This window comes from Cellulomonas endometrii (assembly GCF_949769265.1).
GTDB classification, from domain to species: Bacteria; Actinomycetota; Actinomycetes; order Actinomycetales; family Cellulomonadaceae; genus Cellulomonas; species Cellulomonas endometrii.
In genome coordinates this window covers 16693-36810 of sequence record NZ_CATKPC010000013.1, presented here as the reverse complement: position 1 = coordinate 36810, position 20118 = coordinate 16693, and the positions used below count along the sequence as shown (strand labels likewise).

Annotated in this window: 16 protein-coding genes and 1 tRNA gene; 11 read left to right on the top strand and 6 right to left on the bottom strand. The window is 75.5% G+C overall.

Annotation, left to right across the window (positions count from 1 at the left end):
• Position 1: 1 nt before the first annotated feature.
• Both QNH85_RS13960 and QNH85_RS13955 read right to left on the bottom strand, forming a co-directional pair.
• Positions 2 to 1360: an alpha-amylase family protein gene (locus QNH85_RS13960; RefSeq protein ID WP_282947352.1), complete on the bottom strand. Its 1359-nt coding sequence runs from the start codon at positions 1358 to 1360 to the stop codon at positions 2 to 4.
• Positions 1361 to 1401: 41 nt separating this feature from the next.
• Positions 1402 to 1863 (bottom strand): hypothetical protein, encoded by a 462-nt coding sequence (locus tag QNH85_RS13955; protein WP_282947350.1) that lies wholly within the window; start codon positions 1861 to 1863, stop codon positions 1402 to 1404.
• A 143-nt stretch (positions 1864 to 2006) separates the two neighbouring features.
• On the opposite strand from QNH85_RS13955, the gene QNH85_RS13950 reads away from it, so the two are divergent.
• Positions 2007 to 3011 (top strand): Gfo/Idh/MocA family protein, encoded by a 1005-nt coding sequence (locus QNH85_RS13950; protein WP_282947349.1) that lies wholly within the window; start codon positions 2007 to 2009, stop codon positions 3009 to 3011.
• 42 nt (positions 3012 to 3053) lie between these two features.
• On the opposite strand, the gene QNH85_RS13945 is transcribed toward QNH85_RS13950, so the two are convergent.
• Complete coding sequence (locus QNH85_RS13945; protein WP_282947347.1) at positions 3054 to 4838, bottom strand: SpoIIE family protein phosphatase; 1785 nt, start codon at positions 4836 to 4838, stop codon at positions 3054 to 3056.
• A 67-nt stretch (positions 4839 to 4905) separates the two neighbouring features.
• On the opposite strand from QNH85_RS13945, the gene tmk reads away from it, so the two are divergent.
• The 10 genes from tmk to QNH85_RS13895 all read left to right on the top strand — a co-directional run bounded on the left by tmk (position 4906) and on the right by QNH85_RS13895 (position 15294).
• Positions 4906 to 5598: a dTMP kinase gene (gene tmk / locus QNH85_RS13940; protein WP_282947345.1), complete on the top strand. Its 693-nt coding sequence runs from the start codon at positions 4906 to 4908 to the stop codon at positions 5596 to 5598.
• Positions 5598 to 6734 carry a DNA polymerase III subunit delta' gene (locus tag QNH85_RS13935; RefSeq protein WP_213280693.1) on the top strand — a complete coding sequence of 379 codons (1137 nt, stop codon included), beginning with the start codon at positions 5598 to 5600 and terminating at the stop codon, positions 6732 to 6734. The genes tmk and QNH85_RS13935 overlap by 1 nt, the downstream gene beginning before the upstream one ends.
• Positions 6735 to 6813: 79 nt before the next feature.
• Positions 6814 to 8394 (top strand): alpha/beta hydrolase, encoded by a 1581-nt coding sequence (locus tag QNH85_RS13930; protein ID WP_282947342.1) that lies wholly within the window; start codon positions 6814 to 6816, stop codon positions 8392 to 8394.
• A gap of 113 nt (positions 8395 to 8507) precedes the next feature.
• Entirely contained in the window at positions 8508 to 12062 is a 3555-nt protein-coding gene (locus QNH85_RS13925) for a VWA domain-containing protein (protein ID WP_346016325.1), read from the top strand.
• Positions 12059 to 12739: a hypothetical protein gene (locus QNH85_RS13920; RefSeq protein ID WP_213280690.1), complete on the top strand. Its 681-nt coding sequence runs from the start codon at positions 12059 to 12061 to the stop codon at positions 12737 to 12739. The genes QNH85_RS13925 and QNH85_RS13920 overlap by 4 nt, the downstream gene beginning before the upstream one ends.
• A 159-nt stretch (positions 12740 to 12898) precedes the next feature.
• Positions 12899 to 13567, top strand: coding sequence for a hypothetical protein (locus tag QNH85_RS13915; protein WP_213280689.1), 669 nt, complete (start codon positions 12899 to 12901; stop codon positions 13565 to 13567).
• Positions 13568 to 13677: 110 nt separating this feature from the next.
• Positions 13678 to 13750: transfer RNA gene (locus QNH85_RS13910), tRNA-Thr, on the top strand.
• A 79-nt stretch (positions 13751 to 13829) separates the two neighbouring features.
• Positions 13830 to 14387, top strand: a complete 558-nt coding sequence (locus QNH85_RS13905; protein WP_282947341.1) for a GNAT family N-acetyltransferase — start codon at positions 13830 to 13832, stop codon at positions 14385 to 14387.
• A gap of 146 nt (positions 14388 to 14533) precedes the next feature.
• The gene (locus QNH85_RS13900; protein ID WP_282947339.1) at positions 14534 to 14914 is read left to right on the top strand and encodes a VOC family protein; all 381 of its coding nucleotides are present in this window, start codon (positions 14534 to 14536) and stop codon (positions 14912 to 14914) included.
• 59 nt (positions 14915 to 14973) lie between these two features.
• A complete protein-coding gene (locus QNH85_RS13895) occupies positions 14974 to 15294 on the top strand; it encodes a hypothetical protein (RefSeq protein ID WP_282947338.1) in 321 nt (106 codons plus the stop codon).
• Here the strand turns inward: QNH85_RS13895 and QNH85_RS13890 are convergent.
• Genes QNH85_RS13890 through QNH85_RS13880 form a run of 3 tightly spaced genes read right to left on the bottom strand, consistent with a single transcriptional unit; the run spans position 15276 to position 19932 of the window.
• Positions 15276 to 16256, bottom strand: coding sequence for an NAD-dependent epimerase/dehydratase family protein (locus QNH85_RS13890; RefSeq protein WP_282947337.1), 981 nt, complete (start codon positions 16254 to 16256; stop codon positions 15276 to 15278). The two genes, QNH85_RS13895 and QNH85_RS13890, sit on opposite strands and share 19 nt — an antisense overlap.
• Positions 16253 to 18913 carry an alpha/beta fold hydrolase gene (locus QNH85_RS13885; protein ID WP_282947336.1) on the bottom strand — a complete coding sequence of 887 codons (2661 nt, stop codon included), beginning with the start codon at positions 18911 to 18913 and terminating at the stop codon, positions 16253 to 16255. The genes QNH85_RS13890 and QNH85_RS13885 overlap by 4 nt, the downstream gene beginning before the upstream one ends.
• Positions 18910 to 19932: a 3-oxoacyl-ACP synthase III gene (locus tag QNH85_RS13880; RefSeq protein ID WP_282947334.1), complete on the bottom strand. Its 1023-nt coding sequence runs from the start codon at positions 19930 to 19932 to the stop codon at positions 18910 to 18912. Before QNH85_RS13880 ends, QNH85_RS13885 begins: the two co-directional genes overlap by 4 nt.
• Positions 19933 to 20118 lie beyond the last annotated feature (186 nt).

The window sequence follows — 20118 nt, the reverse complement described above, 5'->3', positions numbered from 1 at the left end:
GTCAGACCTCCAGCACGACCCAGCCGCGCGGGGGCACGTCGACGACGTGCTCCCGCGTCGCTGCGTCCGGCGGCTCCGGGCGCGGACCGGGCGTGCTGTGCGCGACGGTGCGGGCACCGGCCGGCACGGTCAGTCCCCACGCGGTGGCGTCGAGGTTGAGCGCCACGAGCAGCCCGGCGCCGGCGTCGTCCCCCGCCGGCCGCGCCTCGTACGCGAGGTGGGCGTTCGTCACCTCGACCACCCGGGTGCGGGCGGTGTGCAGCCACGGGTGCCGTCGGCGCAGCCCCAGGAGCTCGGTGTGCCGGCGGTACGTCGCCCACCCGTCGGGCGCGACGTCCGGCCCGGCCAGGGCGTCGGGCGTCGCGGGGTAGGGCGGGCGGATCTCGTCGTCCCCGCCCGCGCGGTCCTCCTTCACGCCGCGGTACGCCTGCTCGTCGCCGTAGTAGACCGCGGGGGTGCCGCCGACCGTCGCCAGCACCACGAGGGCGTGACCGGCCAGCGTCGCGTCGCCCACCTGGCTGGTGATGCGGGTGACGTCGTGGTTCCCGACGAACGTGTACGGCACGAAGGCGTCGAGGAACGCGTCGTGCCGGCCGAGCGTCCACGCGAGCTCGTGCCAGTTGGTGTCGCGGATCGCGCTCCAGGTCGCCTTCCACAGCTCGTACTGGGTGACGGCGTCGACCCCGGACTCCGCGACGAACGCCGGGTAGTCGCCGTGGATGACCTCGCCCATGAGGTACGCGTCGGGGTGCCGCTCGCGGACGCGCGCGGTGACCTGCGCCCAGAAGGACGTCGGCACTGCGTAGGCCGCGTCGAGGCGCCAGCCGTCCGCGCCCGCGTCGAGCCAGTGCGTCATGGCGTCGGCGACCAGGTCCACCACCCGCGGGGAGTCGTGGTTCAGGGTGACGAGCGCGCGGTGCCCCTCGAAGCAGTCCCACGTCGGGCCGTCGTCGGCCCAGGTGATCCGGAACAGCTCGGCCTCCGGGGAGCCGGGCCCGCCGGCGAGCGCCGCACGGAACAGCGGGTGCTCGTCGCCGACGTGGTTGAACACCCCGTCCAGCAGCACCCGCACGCCGCGGTCGTGCGCGGCGGCGATCAGGTGGTCCAGGTCCGCGCGGTCGCCGAGCCGCGGGTCCACGGCGAGGTGGTCGGTGGTGTCGTAGCCGTGGGTGCTCGACGCGAACACCGGGCCGAGGGCGAGGCCGTTCAGCCCGAGGTCGACGACGTAGTCCAGCCACTGCTCCAGGTGCCGCAGCCGGTGAGTCACGGGGGTGCTGCCGTCGGCGGTGCGCTCCGCGCCCGTGAACCCCAGCGGGTACACGTGCCACCACATCGCGTGCTCCACCCACGAGGGCGCCATCGGGTCTCCTCCACCTCGGCCGACCCGTCGACCCTCGCAGGTCAGGGGCGGGGTGTCACCTCGTCGGGGTCGCCGGCGGGCGTCTCGCCGACCCCCGCCCACTCCTGCAGCCGGGGGATCAGGACGCGGGGGTGCGCGTCGAAGCCCCCGAGCTTGACGGTGCGGTGCCCGACCGTGAGGACGACCGCGTCGGACCACCCCGGCCGCCCGTGGACGTCGCCGTCGACCGCGCGGATCTCGGCGCGCGGGATCCGCCGCGGGCGCCAGGGCCGCTCGACGAGCAGGGCCTCGTCCGTCAGCACCAGCGCGCTGCTCCTGTCGACGAGCCCGCCGAGGACTCCCAGCACCACGACGAGGGCGAAGCCCACCGTCAGGACCACGGCCGCACCGCGTTCGCCCTGGGCGAGCCGCCACGCCCACAGCCCGAGCAGCAGCGCCTGGACGGCGAGGTTGGTCCACCACCAGGGCGGCACGCGCTTCGACGTGGCCAGCACCTCGCGCATCGACGCGCCTCCCGCTCGGTCCCGCACCGCGCCAGGCCGGTGCCCACGGCCATGATGGCGCGGACCGGCCCGCCGCGGGGCGGGTTCCGGCCACCCGGTCGGCGGCATCCCGCCGCGGGCGGCGCCGCACTAGGGTCGGCGGCATGGCACTCACCGAAGACCCGCGCACCGCCCCGCCGATCCGCTGGGGGATCCTGGGCGCCGGCGGCATCGCCGGCGCGTTCGCCGACGCGGTCCGCAGCAGCACCCGGGCGCAGCTCGTCGCCGTCGGCTCGCGGGACCACGTCCGCGCCGAGCGGTTCGCCACCGCGCACGGCATCCCCACCACGCACCTGGGGTACCGGGACCTGGTGGAGGACCCGCAGGTGGACGTCGTCTACGTCGCCACCCCCCACTCCGAGCACCGCGAGCACGCCCTGCTGGCCATCGCCGCCGGCAAGCACGTGCTGGTCGAGAAGGCGTTCACGCGCAACGCGGGCGAGGCCGAGGAGGTCCTCGCGGCCGCGCGGGCCGCCGGGGTGTTCGTCATGGAGGCGATGTGGACGCGGTTCCTGCCGCACGTCGCCGCGCTGCACCAGGTGATCGACTCGGGGGAGATCGGGCAGATCATCACCGTGCAGGCCGACCACGGGCAGTACTTCCCGTTCGACCCGGCGCACCGGCTGTACGACCCGGCGCTCGCGGGCGGGGCGCTGCTGGACCTCGGCGTCTACCCCGTGTCGTTCGCGCACGACCTGCTGGGCGTCCCGGACGAGGTCCGCGCCGTCGGGCGGCTCACCGAGACCGGCGTCGACGGGCAGATCGGCATGGCCCTGTCCTACGGCGACCGCGCGCAGGCGCTGCTCACCACGACGCTGTGGGCCAAGACCCCGACGACCGCCGCGATCTCCGGGACCGAGGGCAGCATCACCGTCGAGGGCTCGTTCTACGCGCCGACGTCGTTCCGGGTGCAGCGCCGCGACGGGCGGTCCTGGGTGTTCGAGCAGCCGACCGAGCGGGGCCTGCAGTACGAGGCCGCCGAGGTCGCGCGCCGGGTCGCCGAGGGCGCGACCGAGAGCCCGCGGCTGACCTGGGCGGACACGCTCGCGGTCATGCGGACGATGGACGAGGTCCGCGCGCAGGTGGGCGTCGTCTACCCCGGGGAGTGACGCGCCGGGCGGCGTCGAGGGGCCGGTGCCGGGCGCGTCGTGTCAGGCGGGCAGCGGGCGCAGCACCCGCACCGCGAGCACCGCGACGTCGTCCGCCGGCCGCCCGTCCACCAGCGCCGCGGTGAGCTCCCGCACGAACCGCTCGGGCTCCTTGGCGGCCAGCCGCCCGGCCTCCCGCGCGAGCCGGTCCAGCGCGTGGTCCAGGGACACGTCGCGCCGCTCGACGAGCCCGTCGGTGTAGAGCAGGAACGTGTCGCCGGGCAGCAGGTCGAGGGTGTGGTCGCGGCGGTGCGCGTCGGGGTCGACGCCGAGCAGCAGGTCGCTGCCGGGGTCCAGCACGCGGCCGCCCTCGCCCGGCCGGACCAGCACCGGCGGGGGGTGGCCGGCGTCGGACCAGCGCACCCGTGCGGGGGTGGAGGGGTCGCCCGGGCGGCCCGGCGAGAACCGCGCGGCCACCGCGCTGGCGACCGTCCCGATCGCGAGCCCGTCGTCCGCCCGGTCCAGCCGCGCGAGCCACGAGGAGGGGGCCGCGCCCGGCCGGTCCCAGGCGAACGCGCGCAGCATCGAGCGCAGCTGGCCCATCCGCGCGGCGGCGTCCATGTCGTGGCCCGTGACGTCCCCGACCATCACCGCCAGGTCGCCGCCCGGCAGCACGACGCCGTCGTACCAGTCGCCGCCCACCTGGTCCGCCTGGGCCGACGGCAGGTAGTACGCGGCCAGCCGGAAGCTCGCGTGCTCCGGCAGCGCGGTCAGCATGGCGTCCTGGAGCGTGCGGGCGACGTCGCGGCGCTGGTCGAGCAGGAGGGCACGCTCGAGGGCCTGGGCGGTGTACCCGGCCAGCGCGCTCTTGATCTCGCGGTTCTCCTGCCGGAACTGCCGGGGCACCGGCCACCCGAGCGTGAGCACGCCCAGCAGCCGGCCGCGCGACACGAGCGGCAGGACGGCGCGGCCGCCGTCGGGCAGCGGCCTGTCGCGGTCGGCGTCGGGGCGCCCCACGTCCGGGAACCGCGCGACCATCGAGGTGTGGTCCCGGAAGTACACGGGGTTGCGGGTGCGCGCGACGTACGACACGGGCCGGTCGTCGGTGATCCGCGCGTGCCGCAGCGCCTCGACGCCGTGCCCGTCGAAGGCGTCCATCGACGTGTACGTCAGCCCCTCGCCGTCGGCGTCCAGCAAGGCGATCCCGCTCATCGGCGCGCCCAGCCCGATCGCGGCGACCCGGGAGACCGCGCGGGTGACCTCCCGCACCGTGGTCGCCGCGGTGAACGCCTCGGCCATCATCAGCAGCAGGCGGCTGTGCCGGTGCGCCTCGGTCGCCTGGCGCTGCGAGCGGCGGGCCCGCTCCCGCTCGCCGCGCAGCCGCAGCTCGCTGCTGCACGCAGCCGCCAGGTCCGCGAGGTAGGCCAGGTCCGCGGGCGTCCACACCCGCGGCACGGTGTCGATGGCGCACAGCGCGCCGACGACCTCGTCGGAGTCGTCCCGCAGCGGGAAGCCGGCGTACGCCACGACGTCGAGGTCCGTGACCGCGCCGTGCCCGGCGAGCGACGGGTCCGTGCGGGCGTCGCCGACCACGACCGCGTCCTTGCGCCGCACCACGTCCAGGCACAGCGCGTGGGACAGGGGCAGCCGCCGCGTCGCGTCGAGCTCCGGCGGGAGGCCGACCGCCCCGAGGATCAGCTGCTCGGTCTCGGTGAGGACGGACACGAGCGCCACGGGGACGCCCAGGTGCGCGGCGGCGAGCCGGCCGAACCGCTCGAGCTCCGGGTCGGCGCCCGGGCAGGGGACGGCCGGGAGCGAGAGGTCGGTCTCGACCCGCGGCGAGGTCACGGTCCAGTGTGGCGCACCGGGTGGCCGCGTGGGGAGAGTGTCGGCCGGCGTGGATACCCTGGCGCCCGTGACCCTGCCCGAGCCGCCCGCGCCGCCTGCGACCTCCGCCCCCGACGTGCCCGCGGGCCTGTTCGTCTCGTTCGAGGGCGGCGACGGCAGCGGCAAGTCGACGCAGTCCCGCCTGCTCGGCGAGTGGCTCACCGGCCTCGGGCGCACCGTCGTGCTGACGCGCGAGCCCGGCGGCACGGAGCTGGGCCGGGTGCTGCGCCGCGAGGTCCTCCACGGCGAGCACCTCGACCCGCGCACCGAGGCGCTGATCTACGCCGCGGACCGCGCGCACCACGTCGCGTCGCTGGTCCGGCCCGCGCTCGCCTCCGGCGCCGTGGTCGTCACCGACCGCTACCTCGACTCGTCCGTGGCGTACCAGGGCTCCGGCCGCGACCTCGGGGCGGCCGAGGTCGAGCGGCTGTCGCTGTGGGCGACCGGTGGCCTGCTCCCGGCGCTGACCGTGCTGCTCGACCTCGACGCCGCCACCGGGCTCGGCCGGCTGCAGGGTCGCCCCGACCAGCCGGACCGGCTGGAGAGCGCCGGCGAGGACTTCCACCGCCGCACCCGCGAGGCCTTCCTGGCGCGTGCCGCCGCCGACCCCGGCCGGTGGCTGGTGCTCGACGCGGCGCGCCCGGTCGAGCAGATCGCCGCGGACGTGCGGGCGCGGGTCGCGGCGCTCATCGGCGTCGACGCGTCCGCCGGGGGCGCGTGATGGCGACCGTCTGGGACGACGTGGTCGGGCAGGAGCCGGCCGTCGCCGTGCTGCGGGACGCCGCGGCGGACCCGTCGAAGATGACCCACGCGTGGCTCCTGACCGGGCCGCCGGGCTCGGGACGCTCCAACGCCGCGCGGGCGTTTGCCGCAGCCCTGCAGGACCCGAGCGGCGACCCGCGGAGCCCCGGCTGCGCGACCGTGCTGGCCGGCACGCACCCGGACGTGACGTTCGTGAACACCGAGGGCGTCGTCATCCGCGCGGACACCGTCCGGCCGCTGGTCGAGCTCGCGCAGCGGGCGCCGTCGCAGGGCCGCTGGCGCGTCATCGTGGTCGAGGACGCCGACCGCCTGAACGAGACGTCGGGCAACGTGCTGCTCAAGGCCATCGAGGAGCCCCCGCCGCGCACCGTGTGGCTGCTCTGCGCCCCGAGCCCGCAGGACGTGCTGGTCACGCTGCGCTCGCGGAGCCGGTCGGTCGCGCTGCGGGTCCCGCCGGTCGAGGCGGTCGCCGAGCTGCTGGTGCGCCGGGACGGCATCGACCCGGAGGTCGCGCTGGTCGCCGCCCGCGCCGCGCAGTCCCACGTCGGGGTCGCCCGCCGGCTGGCGCGCGACCCGGAGGCCCGGGCCCGCCGTTCCGCGGTGCTGCGGATCGCCCCGCGGGTGCGCGGCGTCGGCGACGCGGTGCTGGCCGCCGGCGAGCTGGTCGAGACGGCGCAGGCCGACGCGAAGGCCGCGACCGAGGAGCGTGACGCCGCCGAGCGGCAGGCGCTCCTGCACTCGCTCGGCGCGGACGGGCTCACGACCATCCCGCCGGCCCTGCGCGGGCAGGTCCGCCAGCTGGAGGAGGAGCAGAAGCGCCGCGCCACCCGCGCCCAGCGGGACGTCCTCGACCGGGCGATGGTCGACCTGCTGTCGTACTACCGGGACGTCCTGGTGCTGCAGCTGGGTGCCGACGTGCACCTGGTGAACGCGGAGCACGAGGAGTCGGCGCGGGCGCTCGCGGAGTCCTCGACGCCCGAGCAGACCGTGCGCCGGATGGACGCCATCGGGGAGGCCCGCACGCGGCTCGAGGGCAACGTCGCGCCGCTGCTGGCGGTCGAGGCGATGATGATCGCGCTGCGGCCGCAGGCCTGACCGCGCCCGTCCCGGGAGGCCGCCGGTGCGGCCTGCGGACCGTGCCGCGGCGGGCTCGTGCGGCGGTTACCGTGGTTCGGTGACTCCCGCGTCGAGAGCCCCTCGCCCCCTGCCCGCGCGCCCCGGCGACGCCGTGCCCCGTCGGCGCGCGGTCGCCGGCCGCGTGGCCGCCCTCGTCGCGGTCCTGGCGCTCGCGCTGGCCGGCTGCGTCGCGCCCAAGGAGCAGACCTCGGTCACCCAGGAGCCCGAGCCGACCGCCGCGGACGTCCGGGGGCTCGACGCGATCTACGCGCAGCAGCTCGACTGGCAGCCGTGCGGGGACCTCGAGTGCGCGACCCTCGTCGTCCCGCTCGACTACGGCGAGCCCGACGGCGACACCATCGAGATCGCCGTCAGCCGGCACGTCGCCACCGGGGACCGGATCGGGTCCCTGCTGATCAACCCGGGCGGTCCGGGCTCCTCCGGCATCGACGCCCTGTCCAGCATCGCCCTGCCGCGGTTCGGCAAGCAGGTCGTCGAGCGGTACGACCTCGTCGGGTTCGACCCGCGCGGCGTCGCCTCGTCCACCCCGGTGACCTGTGTCGACGGCCCCACCATGGACGAGCTCGTGTCCACCGACTTCGACTTCTCGTCCGACGCGGGCATCGCCGAGGCCGAGGCCGCGTACGGGGCCTTCGGCGCGGCGTGCCTCGCGAACTCCGGCCCGGTGCTGGAGCACGTCGACACCGTCAGCGCCGCCAAGGACATGGACGTGCTGCGCGCGGTGCTCGGCGACGAGACCCTGAGCTACGTCGGCTACTCCTACGGCACCCAGCTCGGCGCCACCTACGCCGCGCTGTTCCCGGAGCAGGTCGGGCGCCTGGTGCTGGACGGCGCCCTCGACCCGACCCTCAGCCCGCAGGAGCTGTCCGAGGGCCAGGCCGCGGGGTTCGAGTCCGCGCTGCGCGCCTACGTCGCGGACTGCCAGGCCGGCGCCGACTGCCCGCTGACCGGCTCCGTCGACGACGGCCTCGCCCAGATCAAGGCGCTGCTCGACCGCGCCCGGCGCTCGCCGCTGCCCACCGGCACCGACCGCCCGCTCACCGGGGCCCTGGCGTTCAGCGGGATCGCGCTGCCCCTGTACGACGAGGGCTCCTGGCAGTACCTCACGATGGGGCTCGACGCCGCGCTGACCGAGGGCAACGGCGCCGTCCTGCTCCAGCTCGCGGACCTCTACTACGACCGGAACGCCGACGGCACCTACGCCAGCAACTCCACGCCGGCGTTCTGGTCCATCGGCTGCGCCGACGACCGCGGCACCACCGACGTCGCCGAGATGCGCGCCCAGGCCGCCGCCATCGAGCAGGCCGCGCCGACCGTCGGGTACTTCTTCAGCTACGGCGGCGTCATCTGCGCCCAGTGGCCCGTGCCCGAGGCCGGTGGCCTCGACGACTACTCCGCCCAGGGCGCCGACCCGATCCTCGTCATCGGCACGACCAACGACCCGGCCACGCCCTACGCCTGGGCCGAGAGCCTCGCCAAGACCCTGGAGTCCGGCACGCTCCTGACCTACGAGGGCGAGGGGCACACCGCGTACGGGCGGTCGAACTCCTGCATCGCGGACGCCGTCGACGCGTACCTGCTCGACGGCACCGTGCCCGAGGAGGGCACCCGCTGCTGACGCATCCGGATGCCGTGCGGGGCCGACCGGGTGAACCGCGCGGGAACCGGCCCCGGCGGCGCTGACGCTTCCCTAGGTTCCGACCAGGTACCGGTCGGAGCAGGGGAGCGCACGTGAGCACCAGGTGGATCACCCGTCGTCGCGGGCGGACGGTCGGCGTCCTCGTCGCGCTGGCGGTTGCGGCGGCGACGCAAGCAGCCGCTCCGTCGGCTCTGGCGTCCGCTGCACCGGCAGCAGTGACGCCGTCGTGCACCGTCCGTGGGACCGATGGTCCCGACACGCTGACGGGGACCCCGGGCGACGACGTCCTGTGCGGTGGCAACGGCGATGACGTCCTCCTCGGCCTCGGGGGGAACGACCTCCTGGTGGCAGGGACGGGTGCCGACCGGCTCGAAGGCGGTGACGGGGACGACACGCTCGACGGCGGCAACGAGAACGACGCGCTGGTCGGCGGACCGGGACGGGACACGCTCGACGGCGGCGTCGGGCACGACACGCTCGACGGTGGCGACGGCGACGACACCCTGCGAGGCGGCAACGAGAACGACGTCCTGCGCGGTGAGGCCGGCGCGGACCTGGCGTTCGGGGGCACCGGCGACGACGAGATCGACGGCGGTCCCGGCAACGACGTCCTCGCAGGAGAGAACGATCACGATGCCGTCGCCGGTGGCGACGGCGACGACGTCCTCACCGGTGCCACAGGGCAGGACGTGCTGGACGGGGGCGCCGGCGCTGATGCGCTGGACGGTGGCAACGACGCCGACACCCTCCTGGGCGGGCCTGGGGCCGACGCCCTGGGTGCCGGGCACGGCGCCGACCGACTGGACGGGGGTGCCGGGGACGACGCGCTCGACGGCGGCCCCGATCAGGACGTGTGCGACGGGTCGACGGGCACGAACACGTTCGTCGCGTGCGAGACGACGCAGCAGGACCCGACCCCCGAGACGCCCGTCGATCCCGAGGCGGACACCGACGGTGACGGTGTACCTGACGCGCTGGAGCTCGCGCTCGGCACCTCGCCCACCGGCGCCGACAGCGACGGCGACGGTCTGGCTGACGCGGACGAGTTCCTCACCGGCACGGACCCGCTGACCGCCGACACGGACGCCGACGGCGTGGCGGACGGCCTCGACGACGCCGACGGCGACGGTGTCGCGGACGCCGACGAGATCCGTGCGGGGACGCACCCCGGCCGCTCGGACACGGATGGTGACGGGCTGGAGGACGGTGCCGAGAGCGCAGGCGGGACCGACCCGCTCCGCGCCGACACCGACGGCGACTCGGTCGGCGACCACGACGAGCAGCTCGTCGGCGCCGACCCGCTCCGCACGGACTCCGACGACAACGGAGTCGAGGACCGGTGGGATGTCTTCCACCGGACCGTCGCGCTCGAGAGCAGCGGCGCCGAGGTCGAGGTCTCGGGTGCTGTCGACGCGATTCTCCCCGTCCGCCTGGCTCCCACCGAGGACGTGCGCCTCGAGGAGCAGGGCCTGGGGCTCCTGTCCTCGCCGGTGGACCTCGTGCTGCCCGACGGCGCATGGGGCACGCTGTCGATCCCCTTCGACGCCTCGGACGTCGCGGACGAGGACGACGTCATGGCGCTCAGCCTGGACGAGACGACCGGTGCGTTCGAGCCGACCGCGCACTGGACGGACCTCGAGACCGGGCAGGTCCACGTCGGCGTCCGGTCCGGCGGGCCGGTTCCCACCCTTGCCCGGGCCGCATCCGCCGTCGAGACGTGTACGCCGCTCGAGCCGCCGACCGCGTTGCACCCGACGACCTACGTGGTGGTCGACGTCGCGGAGTTCGAGGCGATCTGGCAGAGCGAGATGCCGACCCCGCGGGCCAAGTACGACAACGTCGACGTGGTGCTCACCCTGGACTCCTCGGGCTCCATGCTGGACAACGATCCTCAGGGGGCACGCCGCGACGCGGCGATCGCGTACGTCGACGCACTGCTCGCGGGTGACCGTGCGGCGGTCGTGGACTTCGACGACTGGGCGACGGTCGTCCAGGGCCTCACCGAGGACCGGGAAGCCGTCCGCGCAGCGATCGGGACGATCGACGACTCGGGTGGCACCCACCTCGGATACGCGGTGCAGGCCGCTCTCGGGGAGCTCAGCGAGAACGGCTCCCCAGCGCATCAGCGTGTCATCGTCATGCTCACTGACGGCGAGGGGCCGTACTGGGACACCCTCACGGAACGCGCCGTCGAGACGGACACCCTCATCTACACCGTCGCTCTCGGCGCGAGCGCGGACACGGGGCTCCTGGGAGGCATCGCCTCGGCGACGGGGGGCAAGTCGTACCAGGTTCTGGAGCCTGAGGCGCTCAGCGACGCATTCGGCGACATCTCGAGCGAGGTCGGGACCGCCCTGGACGACGACCAGGCGATTCCGGACGCGGACGGTGACGGCCTGGCGGACCAGGCCGAGTCCTCCGGTCTGCGCACGGGAACGGGTGCGGTCTACCGCACCGACCCGGCGGTCGCGGACACGGACGGCGACGGTCTGCCGGACGGTGCCGAGATGGGGGCGCTCTGCGACCAGGGCCAGTTCGGGGCGAGTACCTACTACCGAGCCGTGTCGAACCCGACGCGCGTGGACTCCGACTTCGACGGGCTCGACGACTGGTTCGAGGTCGCCAATGTCAGCCGCGCGTTCCAGCGGGACTACGACCGCGACGGTCTGAGCGACTACGCCGAGCTGATGGTCCACGAGACCGAGCCGTTGTCGAACGACACGGACGGGGACGGGTTCACCGACGACTGGGAGATCGACGCTGCCGACGCGGGCTTCTCCCCGGACGTCGTCGACGTCCGGATGGAGTGGTGGGAGTACGCGGGCGACTTCTCCCGCGGGGCACTCTGCGGTGACGCGGACTTCTGGGCGTTCTGCGAGAGCACGTCCCTCGCCTTCGTCTCCGGCGCGCTCGCGGCGGGGTTCGTCGGGGTCGGCGACGTGCGGGACGCGCTCGCCGGCCTCGCCAAGGGCGACCTGGTCTCGACCGGCCTCAGCCTCGCCGCGCTCGTCCCGTACGTCGGTGACTCGGCGTCGATCGTCACCAAGCTCGTCAAGCACCTCGACAACGTGCTCGCGGACGTCGGGCCGGCGCTGAGGTACGTGGGGAGGGCGGACAGCATTCCCGCGGGGCTCCGGATCAAGGTGCTCGACGAGGCGTTCGACAACGCCGCGACCGTGCTGAAGGGACGGGGTCTGTCGGAGGAGAACGTGCTCGCTTTCGCCCGCCGGGGAATGAGCCCGAAGCATGTGGTCGCCATGCTGGACGGCGCACGCGACGTGAGGCGGGGGACCGGGACGTTCACACGGGAGATCGATGCCGAACGACTGCTCCGCGACGAGACCCCCGCAGCCCTCCCTGGACGACCGGGTCACAGCTCGACAGGTGCGCAGATCGATCGGTACCTCGACGTCACCGACCTTGCGAACCGCATCGGGTACGAGGTGAAGCTCGGCAAGGTTCACGGCGCCGGGAGAGCCGGGCGCCAGGTGGGCCGCGACGCCGACTATCTCGCTGGTGGCCGCGGGCCGCTGACCGAGATCGAATGGCACTTCTTCGCGAATGGACGAAGTGTCGTGGGTCCCGACGAAGACCTCCTGGCCCGGATGACGAGCCTCGGCATCCCTTATGTCATTCATCTACCATGAGCACCATGTACTTCCACATGGCTGATTCATGGGAGGAGGCGGACGCGCATTTCGAGTCGCTCATGGCGGTGTCGTCGACGCGGAGAGTGCAGCTCGCGCAGCGGGTCACGGCCGCCGGTGGACCGTCACTCGATCGATCGGTCGAGAGCCTCGTCCCCCTCGGCGAGTGGTACCTCCACGCCGTGCTGGACGAGGCAGAGCGGGATGACGCCGTGGACTACAGGCCCGAGTGGTTCCCCGCCCCGAGTCCCCGGTTCAGACCCCGGCCGGACGGACCTCGTGCGGCGCCTGGGTGGCTGCTGCTCCTCTGGGAGCAGGTGGCGATCTACGTCGCCGACGTCGTGATGGCCGAGGTCACGGGCTCCCGGTGGGTGTGCTGGCGCGCTCGGAATCCTCGCGACGCCTACAACGGCATGCCGTCGGTCGACGTCGGTGTACCGGTGTGGCCGGCTGACGTCATCTCGCTCGCGAACGCGGGAGTGGTCGCCGCGTGGGTCAGCCGCGCGGTGCCCGGCAGCGACCGGTACCAGGCGCACCCCACGCGCATGCGCGACGAGGTCCAGAAGGTGCTGGAGGACCGTTCGCTCTACCTGGCGGCGCACCCACCGCGGTGGCAGGCCGCTCCCACGGGCCCGAAGGGCGCTCGGTCACTGCGCGTGCCGGCGCCTCAGTCATGATCACGGGGCTCGAGGACAACGCAGCGACGGCGGTGAAGGGACCGGGTCTGTCGCAGGAGAACGCGGTGGTGTTCGCCCGCCGTGAGAGCGCCCCCAGCACGTGGTCGCCATGCTGGACGGCGCACGTGAGGTGAGGCGCGGGCCGGGACGTTCATTCCCATGACCGACGTGTACATCCACGCCGCGGCCTCCTGGGACGAGGCGGACGCGCACGTCGACGAGCTCACCTCGAATCTGTCACTGCGGCGGTCCGAGCTCGCGGAGCGCCTCGCTGCCGACGGTCTGGCGCTGGACGTGTCCGTCGACGGCCTCGTCCCCCTGAACGAGTGGTACATCGAGGCAGTCCTGGGGCCGCAGGAGCATGCCGAGGTCGACTTCCGGCCGGGATGGGCGGGCCCGGGGAACCCTGGCTTCGTCCCCACCCCGGACGGACCACGCCAGGCGCCCGGCTGGCTCCTCCTGCTCTGGGAGCAGGTGGCGGTCCACGTCGGCGACGTCGTGATGGCGCAGGTCCCGGGAGCACGCTGGGTGTGCTGGCGTGCGCGGAACCCGAGGGACATCAAGAACGGCAAGCCCGTCATCGACGTCGGAGACCCGTCGCGTCCCGTTGACGTGCTTGCCTGCGCCAACGCCGACGTCGTCGCCGCCTGGGTGACGCGTGCGAGACCAGGCGACGACGGCTACCACGCGGACGCGACCACCATGCGTGACGCGATCCGGGCGGCCCTCGACACCCGTGCGGAGCGTCTGGCTGCCCATGCGCCCCGATGGCAGGCGGCGCCGACCGGGCGCTCGGCCCGTCGATCGCTGGCGCAGGCGCCTGGGTAGCAGGTGGCCGGGCAGCGCGCGGGGCACCGCCTCGCGGTGGCGGACCGCTTTGGTCGCTGGGCCGTGCGCCAGGTACAGTGTCCGTGCCCGTCCACCAGTGGCGCGGGCGCGCCGCCTTAGCTCAGTCGGCAGAGCGTCTCACTCGTAATGAGAAGGTCAAGAGTTCGATTCTCTTAGGCGGCTCAGACCAGAGGCCCAGGATCATCACGATCCTGGGCCTCTGTCGTGTCGCGCCACCGCAGGCCGCTGACATGATGGGCGCGTGCCCCACGTCCGACCGCTGAGCCCCGAGGACGCGGATGACGTCCGAGCGCTCCAGGAGCTGCTGGAGGCCGCACCGGACTACTCGCGGCGGGTCCTGGGCCGCCCGCCCCGCCCGACGGACGCCGGGGACGTGCTGACCGCCCTGCCGCCGGGCCTCGAGCGCGCGAGGAAGACCGGGCTCGGGCTGTGGGCCGATCCCGGGTCGGGCGGGCTCCTCGCGTTCGCGGACGTCCTGCACGGCTGGCCCCGGGCCGGCGTCGCGCACGTCGGCCTGCTGGTGGTGCACGAGCAGCGGCGTGGTCGTGGGCTCGGCCGGCTGCTGCACGACCGCGTCGTCGAGCAGGCGCTCGGGTGGGGGGACGTCGACCGGCTGCGGCTCGGGATCGTCGCGACCAACGCGGACGCGGCGGAACCGTTCTGGCGCGCGCTCGGGTACCGCCCGACGGGCGAGGTGACGGAGTACGTGTCGGGAGAGGTGCAGAGCTCGACGGCCACGTGGGAGCGCGAGCTCGTCCACCGGGGAGCAGGACGGCGGGGTGACGGGTCGGCCCTCTGAGGCGCCTTCGCCGTTCTCGGCCGGTCGGGCCCGCCGACCGAGCACGCCAGCCCGAGCACGCCGGCCCGAGCACGCCGGCCCGAGGTCCGGGACAGGACCGGGCAGGCCATGGCGGCGTGCGGGTGTCACCCGGCATGCTGGGCCCCGTGACGACGACGATCGGACGCCTCGCGCTCCTCGTGCCCGACCAGGATGCCGCCCGGGACTTCTACGTGAGCGCGTTCGGCTGGCGCGTGCTCCACGACTCGCGGCTCGAGCCCGACGTGCGGCTGCTGCACGTCGGCCCCGCCCTCGCTGAGGCGGGTCTGTGGCTGCTCGCGGGCTCCGCGGGGGAGCCGCGCCCCGACACCGGGCACCCCGCGTTCGTGCTCTACACCGACGAGCTCGACGCCGTGGTCGACCGGCTCGCGGGTCTGGGGAGCGAGGTCGTCGGCGCGCCTGTCGGGGACCCGGGCGAGCGGTTCGCGCACGTCCGCGACCCGTGGGGCAACCGTCTGGTGGTCACCGAGCGGCCCGGCGAGGGCTGACCGCGACGCCCTGTGCGTCCGGTGCGCCGAGGGTGCCGCGCAGCCGGGAGGATGGGGCCGTGCCGTCGTACCGCGTGACCCTCGCCGTGGGCCTCCTGCACCCGGGCGTCGACCCAGCGGCGGTCCTGCCGGCCGCCGCCGACGCCGCCCGCGAGCTGACGAAGGTCGAGGCGCAGGACGTCGCGGTGGTGGCGGGCGAGGCGCGGGTGGTCGTGCGGTACCTGGCCCTGGGGGACCCGGGCGCGACCACCATCGGGCGCCGCGTCACCGAGCGGGTCCGCGACCTCGCGGAGGTCCGGCGCGCCGCTGTCGACCGGCGCGACGGCCCGCGGTGGACGCCGGTCGACGGGCGACGGCCGGGTCAGCCCCGCGCGCGGTAGTGCGCGGCGAGGCGGTCGAACCCCTCGTCGATGCCGACGGCCGGCCGCCACCGCAGGTCCGCGCGCGTGGCCCGCTGGTCGAACCAGTGCGCGGTGGACAGCTGCTCGGCGAGGAACCGGGTCATCGGCGGCTCGTCGGTGCCGGGCCGCAGCCGCCAGACGGCCTCGACCAGGCCGCCGGCCGTGCGGGCCACCCGCGCGGGCACGTGCCACGCCGGCGGCCGGACGCCGCCGGCGCGGCAGATGCCGGTCAGCAGGTCCGCGACGGTGCGCGGCTCGCCGTTGGTGAGGACGTACGCGCGGCCGTGGACGGCGTCGGCGCGGTCCAGGGCGGCCGCGATGCCGTCGGCGGCGTTGTCCACGTAGGTGGTGTCGATCAGGGCCGCGCCCCGGTCGAGCAGCGGGAGGCGGCCGCGGGCGGCGCGGTCCAGCACCCGCTCGACGAGCTGGGTGTCGCCCGGCCCCCAGACCAGGTGCGGGCGGACAGCGACGACCGCGAGGCCGCCGGAGCCGCCGTCCCGGTCCAGCGCGAGCAGCTCCGCGGCGGCCTTCGTGCGGGCGTAGTCCCCGCGGGCGCGGGCCGGGTCGGCGGGCGACGCGCCGACCCCGACGAGCGCGGCCCCCGCGTGGGCGACGGAGGGGGACGACACCTGCACGAACCGCCGCACGCCCGCGCGCTCCGCCGCGTCGAGCAGCGTCGTGGTGCCGCCGATGTTGACGGCGTCGAACTCGGAGCGCGCCCCGGCCAGCGAGACCCGCGCCGCGAGGTGCACGACCGCGTCGACGCCCTCGACCGCCCGGGCCACCGCGGCGGGGTCCGTGACGGAGCCGGCGAGGTCCGACGCGCCGGGGACACCCGACGGCCGGCGCTGGAGGGTCCGGACGTCCTCCCCGCGCGCGACGAGGACGCGCGCCACGGCGCCGCCGAGCAGGCCGGACGCCCCGGTGACGAGGACGGTCACGGCGCCCCCACCCGGCCGCCGGCCAGCACCCGCGTCGCCCACCCGGCCAGGCGCGCCCGGTCGAGCTTGGAGTTGTGCCGCACGTCGGTCGGCATCATCGGGAGCACCAGCACGGCGGCGAGCGGGACGGGCGAGGCGGCCCGCACGGCCGCGGTCAGCCGCTCCGGCGCGAGACCCGGACGCCGGACGCCGGCCCGCGTCTCGACGACCGCCACCGCCTGCTGGACGCCCGCGGGACCGACGCCGACCACCGCCGCGCGCCGGACCTCCGGCACCCGCTCGACGTGCTGCTCCGGGCCCACGGGGGCGAGCGGCCCGTCCGGGGTGGTCAGCACGTGCGCGAGCCTGCCCTCGATCCACAGCCGGCCCTGGTCGTCCAGGTGCCCGACGTCCCCGGTCCGGTGCCAGCGCCCGGGCGGCGTGTCGCGGGCCGCCGCGCGGTCGGTCAGCCAGAGCCGGTCGTAGCGCTGCTTGAGGTGCGGTGCGCGGATGAGCACCTCGCCGAGGACCCCCGGCGCCGTGCCCGGGTCGCCGGAGGCGGCCCCGTCGGCGTCGAGCGCGCTGATGAGCACCTCGCCGGGCCCGACGGGCGTGCCGACGCACACGCCCGCGTCCGGGGCCGACGCGGCGGCGCGGATGCCGTCCAGGTCGATGTCCGTGACCAGCAGGCACTCGGTCATCCCGTAGGGGGTGTGCGCACGGGCGGCGGGCATGAGGTCCGCTGCGGAGCCGAGCAGGTCCGCGCTGATCGGCGCGCCCGTCGACAGGAACGTCCGGACGCGCGCGAGCGCCTCGCGGTCGTCGGTGCCCAGGTCGTCCGCCGTGGCCACGACGTTGAGGATCGCCGCGGGGGACAGGAACACGATCGCCGCGTCGGACGCCCGGACCGCGTCCGCGACCGCCCGTGCCGTCAGCGTGCGGGGCGACGACACGTCCATGTCGGGGGTCACGGACCGCGTCCCGAGGGCCGGGCCCAGCAGCGCGAACGGCGCGAAGCCGGTGACCAGCCCGCTGTCGGGGTGCACGTCGAAGTGCGCGCCGAGCACGTCCCGCAGGGCCGAGAGCTGCGCATGCGTGTAGACGACGCCCTTGGCGGGGCCGGTGGAGCCCGAGGTGAACAGCACGGCGGCCTCGTCGGCCGGGCCGGGCTCGGGCGGCAGCACCTCGTCCCGGCCGGCGTCGGCGACGTCGGTCAGCTGGTGCGCGACGCCGAGGACGCGGCGCTCCGCCGGGGTCAGCGCGTCGGTCGCGATCCGCACGCCGGGCCAGCCCAGGGCGCGCGCGGCGACGAGCGCCTTCGTCTGCCCGACCAGGTAGTCGGGCTGGGCGCCGCGCTGCGCCCGGGTGAGGCCGCGCGCACCGAGCCCCGCGTCGGCGACGACGACCACCGCGCCGATCCGCAGGCACGCGTAGACGAGCGCCGTCAGCGTCGGGCCGGGCTGGACGAGCAGCGACACGCGGTCGCCCGGGCGGACACCCAGCGCGTGGAGGCCCGCGGCGATCCGCCGGACCTGCCGGGCGAGCAGCCGCCAGGACACCGTGCGGGGCGGGTCGCCCGCGGCCATGTCGAGGACCGCCGGACCCGGGTCGTCCGCGCGGGCGTCGAGGCGCGACCACAGCGGGGTGAACGGCGCGACGTCGGCGGGCGGCTCCGCGGCGGGGCGGTCGGCGGGACGGCCCGCGCCGACCGACTCGCGCAGCCAGTCCAGCACCGCCGGCGGCCAGTCCACGTCCTCGGCGACCAGGTGCCCCGCGCCCTCGAACCGGTGCACCCGCGCCTGCGGCAGCCGGTCGACCAGGTCGTCCAGGTACCGGTCGCCGAACACCGGGTCGCGCGGCCCCCAGAGCAGCAGCGCCGGCACCTCGAGGCCCGCGACCCCCGCGGCGATCCGCGACAGCTCCGCGTGCGAGGGGTGCGAGGGATCGGCGGGGATGTCCGCGACGAACCCCTCGATGCCGTCGCGGTCCGTGGCCCGCGGGTACGGCGCGCGGTACGCGTCCGCGACGTCGCGGGGCAGCGACGGGTGCGCGAGCGCGAGCGTCGTCTCGAGGAACGCCGGGGTCGTGCGCGTCGCGAACCGGAGCACGGGCCCGGCGCCCGCGGCTCGCAGCGGCGCCGGGATCGGCTCGTCCGCCGGGTGGGCGACGGCCGTGTTCAGCAGGGCGACGCCCGCGAGCTGCCCGGGGTGGTCGACCGCCCAGCCGAGGCTCACCACGCCGCCCCAGTCGTGGCCGAGCGTGACGACGGGGCCCGTGAGCCCCAGCGCCTCGGTGAACGCGCCCAGGTCCCGCACCCGCTCCGGCAGCGCGCGGTGCCGGCCGCTCCGGGCCGAGAACCCCATCTCGAGCTGGTCGACGGCGACGACGCGCCAGACCGGTGCACCGGCCGCCGCGGCGTCGAGCGAGGCGGTCAGCAGCCGCCGCCACAGGTACGACCACGTGGGGTTGCCGTGCACCGCCAGGACGGTCCCCACGGCGGTGAGGCCCCGCGCGTCGAGCTCCGGGCCGGTGTCGAGGTAGTGCCAGCCGGGGTCGCCGGGGCTGCCGGGGCCGGTGCCCGACGCCGGCGGCACCGCCAGCACCCGGCTGAACCGCGCGTCGAGGCCCGGGAGGTCCGCCGGTGCGTGGGTGGCGGGCCGGGTGGTCGGACGGCTCACCAGGCGAGCTCCATCATCGCCGTGTTGATGCCGGAGCCGACGCCCATGAGCAGCACCCGGTCGCCCGCGCGCAGGGAGTCCTGCTCCTCGACCAGGGTGATCGGGACGGACGCGGGGCCGACGTTGCCGAGGTGCGGGTACGTGGTCGGGACGCGCTTGCGGTCGAGGCCGACGGCCTTGACGATCGCGTCGGTGTGCACGCGGGAGACCTGGTGCGTGATGTACCGGTCCATGCCCGCCCAGTCCCACTCCGTCGAGGCCTCGTGCCACGCGTCGACGACCAGGTCCAGCCCGCCCTGCAGCAGCGCGCGGGCGTCGGTGAACATGCCGTCGGCGGACCCGACGCACAGGTCGTGGAACCTCGTCGCCGCCCGGGTCACCCCGCCGAGGACGCGGTGGCCGCCCGGGTTCTCGTCCGTGCGGCCGAGCACCGCCGCCGCCGAGCCCGAGCCCAGCGTCAGGGTCGCGAACTCCTGCATGAAGTCCTCGCGCCGGACGTCGGTCCGCAGCAGCCGGTCGATCGTCGCGTCCTGGATGTCGTCGGCGTCCTCGCCGTTGACGATCACCGCGTACCGGATCTGGCCCGACTCGATCATCCCGGCCGCCAGGCTCATGCCGTTGATGAACCCGAGGCACGCGTTCGCGATGTCGAAGTTGATCGCGTCGCTGCCCAGGCCCAGGCCGTGGTGCAGCCGCACGGCGACGGAGGGCTCCAGGTGCTTGCGCGTCACCGACGTGTTGATGAGCAGGCCGACGTCGGCGGGGTTGACGCCGGCGTCGCGCAGCGCCTGCTTCCCGGCGGCGACGGTCGCGCTGTCCGCGTCCTCGCCGGGCGCCCAGTTGCGTCGCTCCTGCACGCCCGCGACCCGCTCCAGCAGCGTCCGCGGGAGCCGCAGCCGGTGCAGCGCCGACCCCAGCCGCTGCTGGATGTCCGCGGACGACGTGATGCGGGAGGGGAGCCGGCTGGCCACGGAGAGCAGCGAGACGTTCCCGAACCGGGTGGTGGCGTTACCGGACACACAGGCTCCAGACGGACGGACGGCGGGCGCGGCGCGCGCCGGTCCCGAGGACAGCAGCATGAAGCACCCGGGCCCGTCGCGCCCCATGACGGTGCAGGTACGACGCGGGGCGGGGCTCCCTCCGGTGGCCGGGCACCACCGGGGGAACGGCCGGGACCTCCCCGCCGTTCCGCGCGGCGGGCGTGG

Coding starts and splice junctions, on each gene's coding strand:
- QNH85_RS13950 (WP_282947349.1), top strand. CDS start 2,007: ATGGCACTCACCGAAGACCCGCGCACCGCCCCGCCGATCCGCTGGGGG.
- QNH85_RS13955 (WP_282947350.1), bottom strand. CDS start 1,863: ATGCGCGAGGTGCTGGCCACGTCGAAGCGCGTGCCGCCCTGGTGGTGG.
- QNH85_RS13915 (WP_213280689.1), top strand. CDS start 12,899: ATGACCGACGTGTACATCCACGCCGCGGCCTCCTGGGACGAGGCGGAC.
- QNH85_RS13960 (WP_282947352.1), bottom strand. CDS start 1,360: ATGGCGCCCTCGTGGGTGGAGCACGCGATGTGGTGGCACGTGTACCCG.
- QNH85_RS13935 (WP_213280693.1), top strand. CDS start 5,598: ATGGCGACCGTCTGGGACGACGTGGTCGGGCAGGAGCCGGCCGTCGCC.
- QNH85_RS13920 (WP_213280690.1), top strand. CDS start 12,059: ATGAGCACCATGTACTTCCACATGGCTGATTCATGGGAGGAGGCGGAC.